We start from the raw sequence: 4,327 nt of genomic DNA on the forward strand, positions 1-4,327 counted from the left end.
TGGGGTATCGAAGGCTTCTTCGCCAAACTCAAGCAGTGGCGGCGCATTGCCACTCGTTACGACAAACTCGCCGCCAACTTCCTCGGCTTCATCAAGCTCGCCAGTATTATGCTCTGGATCAAATAGTTAAATTGTCACTACGGCCTAGGCGGGCGACGTTTCTCCACAATTAACTCATAACAAAATTTGAATTTACCATCAGCGCGACTGCTCCTTCAATGGCTTTAAGCCCACAGGAATGAAAGGTCGTTGGGGCAAATCCAAACTGCCTTATTAAATCACAGGGAGCATGGTGGTATGAAGGTAGATCACAGAGATGGTACGAAGCTGAACCTGGCGGTTTTAGATACGCACAGACGAAAAATTGACGATCATAACGCATTTATATTTATGGAAAAGAAGCCTCGCCGCGTTCGATACAGGAAGTCTCGGCCGATTGATCCCCCTCGCCGGCCGCGAGCTGCGCTAGGGATTATTGGTTTGGTAGTTGCAGAGCTGTTCTCCCAGGCAGCGCTAACGCCTCCGCCTCCGAAATTGAATAAAACCCGAAAGGCGCCGAGCAATCCACCCTCGACAGTTGGCCGTAAAGCGGGAGACGTGTCCACCTCAAAATCCGTATGGGACGTATTGTCTCCGCTGAAATTCGCCGCTGCGACGGAGAGTTCGGCTGCAGCTCTCCCTCCGATGAAGGGTAACTCAACTCTTCCTCTGACAGAGGGTAACTCAACTCTCCCTCTGACAGAGGGTAACTCAACTCTCCCTCTGAAGGAGGGTAACTCAAGCGATAGCCATACTCAGCAGATTTCTCCGTTTGCGGAAGCTCGCCAATGGCTACGGCTAGACACGCGCGACAAGCGCTCAATAAGCGAATCTGCTTCAACTGCAGGGATAAAAATTACTGAAATAGCGCCCAACTCCCTGTGGGGCGCCCGCGTGGCGGCTGCACGGATTTTCTTGGGAGAAGACGCGGAGGGACTTGATGATGCAACTCTGCTAAGTGTAGCAAACGAGTTTTATCTAAAGGCACAGAACAATACGAACGATGCCGACGCTGTTAAAGGGTCTACTGCCTTATCTTTATTGGAAGCGAAACAATATTATAAACGAAATGGGGCAAATATTACAGGTATTAATCCGAAAGATTTAATCAGGCTCTATAATGAAACTTTGTGGTGGGTGGGTGAGCTGGCAAACATCCAGCCACTTAAGACGAGAGAGGAGTTTAGAAAAGAACTCCGTAAAACTGAAAAAGAACTCGATGAAAGTCGGCGCCCATGGCAAAGGGTCGAGTTTGGGTATCAGGGACAAGAAGTTATGGCGCAGAGTCCCATAAAGATACATAGTGAGAGTAAAAAGCTATATTACGAGCAATTTCACAATATGCTTGTTGAAAACATGAAGCCAATCTCCTATGCAAAGCTCACATTGAATGCGCGTGAGGCTGGGCTGAGTGAGCTGGCACTAGAGGAGAAACCTCGAGAATGTTGGAAGGCCACTATTAGTCATTTCGGGAACAAGGCTTTTCCTAGGGGACGACATTATCCGGTAAAAGATCTTACAGTCGCTTGCCCCCTGGCCAGTGGCAAAATAGGTTTTATTGACCGTGAGGGCAATTTGAAACTTATTGATGAGGGTCTCTTAAACCACAAAAACATAATCGAGTTACTGGGGCTGCCGCGGAACTTTTCGGAAAATGACCATTATGGCATCCTTGGTGAACCTCCGTCATACGAAACAGAAATTCACTATGACGTTCAAGTCCGGCTTGAGAAGAACGAGCACTCTCTAAAAGAAATTATGCTCCCTAGAGTAGAGCAGGATATTACTAAGAAGGCAAATGAATTTAAAAAGGCGAATTATAATCCAGTTATGGCAGAGAGACTTGTTGGTTTTATCCCATTGGTTAATTCACTTGATAAATTGATAAATGATCCTTTATATAAATTAATCTCATGGGAATTTTTAGAGGATAATATATATGATGCTGCATTCCTTGCGGCTTCCCTTTACTTCGGCGCCGGAGCAGCTGCGGCGAAAGCGTTCGGAGTCGCGTTTAAAGCCGCACAGACCGCAGGCGCCGCGCAACGAGTGATTGCTGGAACGCGAGCGGTGCTGACGACTGGTAAAGTCTGGTCAGGGGTAGGAACAGCCCTTGTTAATTACGTCAGTCCATTCCATACCACCGCAGGCCTTATTAAGGCTGGGTATGCAGCGGGAAAATCGGGTATGAACGCGGCGTTGCGGCACTCAAGTGCGTTTCGGAAGCTAGCGGGCAAAACAGGGCGCGAGCACGAGTGGGTTAGAAACGTTCCTCCAATAACGGGAAGGCTACGCGCTCCAGCCAAGGTAAAAGAGACCCTTGAGAAACTCGAAACGCTTAAAAGCAATCCAATCCTGCAAAACTGCATCGGTAAATCAGAAGGATGTGAAGCCGCGCTACGTCCAACGATTCGCGCATTGCGGGAGGCTGGGTTTGAATATCGGGTACGCGGAGTGTATATCTGGAAGGATATCAACGACAAAGCTCCCATGAATCATTATGCTGTCATCGCGATAAAGGACAATAAAGAGTATGTGGTTGATCTGACCAAGGGCCAGTTTAAGATGTACGGAATATCAGATAGAATTATACAACCAGAACCGGAATGGGCAGGGGAATTTAGCCGACATTTTCGAGAAGAAAACTATCTTGTAAAGTATAAGGATTTCAAGCACCCGGATGATGCTAGATTAGCATTTACTACTCAAGTTCCAAGGACTCCAACTGAAGTAATACCAGATGCAAAAGACGCAGTTATTCTTTCAAATACACCTTGGTATCCCGGGGATAAGGAATTTTTAACAAATAAAAATCTTTACTGGTCGCTCAAGGAAGTAAAGCGTGCAGGAAAGGTCTGGAAACAATCGGTATACTCTGGAGATCCGGACGGACAATTGGGAAATCCAAATGTTGGTGTAGGTTATATAAGCAATATTACAGTATCCGCAATCGCTAATGCATTAGGCGTGGCGATCGGGATACACGACCGCACCCATGACCAAGAGAAGATCACAGTTTTTCAGCCGCGTGAGCCGAAGGGAGTGATGTGTCCGGGTCCGGGATGTAAACCCTTGCAAGTAAACGTGACTCGCACGGGGGACCACTTTGATGCGCTTATCGATGGGCAGCAGGTTCCGATAGAGCCCGGCAGGGATTCCTTCTTCCGCGCAGTTCAAAAAGGCGTCAATGGAGACACCTCGGAGGAGGCAGCCCGCGAACTGCAGTTGGATGCCATACAAGATGTCAATTATAATGCCCATGATTACGTCCGCTTTCTTCCGGAGGAAGACACCTCTGACGAAAGTTAACTCATAGGATTCCCGATCCTGTTCGGATCGCGAAAGGTGCTCTATGGGCGATGCGACCTTCGACATAATCGACGCCCGCAATCCTACGTGACCCGGTCAACCCGCATTGTCCTAAACCGAAGCGCTGCATGCGGCTTGAACTTCGGATCGCACTATTTCGATTGCGTCCGCGAGCATCGACAAAAAAGCGGAGAGCAGCGTAGGGCGAGGCACCCCTAACGGGAAAAGGCTGTTGACGGTAAATGGCACTTCCGCACGGAACGGCGCCAAAGCGATACCGCCCTTTTTCCATCCATCGAGTGCCGAAAACGGATCGAGCACGGAAATACCAATGCCGGCCGCCACGAGGGAGCACACCGCGGCGGAATAGCCCGTTTCGGTGACAATTTGGCGAGCAACGCCGGCATCTTCGAAAACACGATCCAGAAGCTGGCGAAACGCCGCATCCCGGCCGAGCGAAATGAAACGCTCATTGGCAAAATCTGTCGCGTCAATGACTGGCCGCCCCGCGAGTTTATGACCCTTGGGCAGCACGCATACGCCCTGCAGCGTAGCCAGTGGTTCGATGATTGTGCCTGCGCCGATGGTGGTGGGGTGACGAATCCGGCGTCAGCCTGACGGTTCGCCACCCATTCCTGGACGTAAGTGGACGCCCGTATATTGAATTCGACCGTCACATCGGGACGTTCTGCAAGGAAGCGCCCGATTACGTTTGGCACAAGCTCTAGGGCGTAGTGACAATTTAACGATTTTACGATTCCCAAGGAATGGCAAATCAGATTCAACACTGGCTTTTGGAGGCTGGTGTGGAAGGCGAGATACTTCGRGAYGATCAGTGGGAGCGGCTACGGGACTTTGTACCGGGCGGGCGTAAGGGCAAGCGTGGGCCGCGCAGCGACGGCCGGCGGTTTCTGAACGCGCTGCTATGGCTGGCGCGCTCGGGTGGACGCTGGCGTGACCTGCCGGAGCGGTTTGGTCC

2 protein-coding genes and 2 pseudogenes are annotated in these 4,327 nt (G+C 50.2%); 3 read left to right on the plus strand and 1 reads right to left on the minus strand.

The genetic code is table 11. The annotated features are described in order from the left end of the window. Both ACOWVG_RS19165 and ACOWVG_RS19170 read left to right on the plus strand, forming a co-directional pair. A pseudogene (locus ACOWVG_RS19165) lies at positions 1-126 on the plus strand (IS5/IS1182 family transposase); the annotation flags it as partial. A gap of 171 nt (positions 127-297) precedes the next feature. Next, a complete protein-coding gene (locus tag ACOWVG_RS19170) occupies positions 298-3,348 on the plus strand; it encodes a hypothetical protein (RefSeq protein WP_420963981.1) in 3,051 nt (1,016 codons plus the stop codon). A gap of 111 nt (positions 3,349-3,459) precedes the next feature. Here ACOWVG_RS19170 and ACOWVG_RS19175 read toward each other — a convergent pair. Next, positions 3,460-4,136, minus strand: a pseudogene (locus ACOWVG_RS19175) (LysR substrate-binding domain-containing protein). On the opposite strand from ACOWVG_RS19175, the gene ACOWVG_RS19180 reads away from it, so the two are divergent. Then, on the plus strand, positions 4,116-4,327 hold a 212-nt coding region (locus ACOWVG_RS19180; protein ID WP_420963982.1), incomplete at its 3' end, for a transposase. The pseudogene ACOWVG_RS19175 and the gene ACOWVG_RS19180 sit on opposite strands and share 21 nt — an antisense overlap.

Origin of the sequence: Brucella sp. IR073 (genome assembly GCF_049065735.1) — a bacterium.
Classification (GTDB): domain Bacteria; phylum Pseudomonadota; class Alphaproteobacteria; order Rhizobiales; family Rhizobiaceae; genus Paramesorhizobium.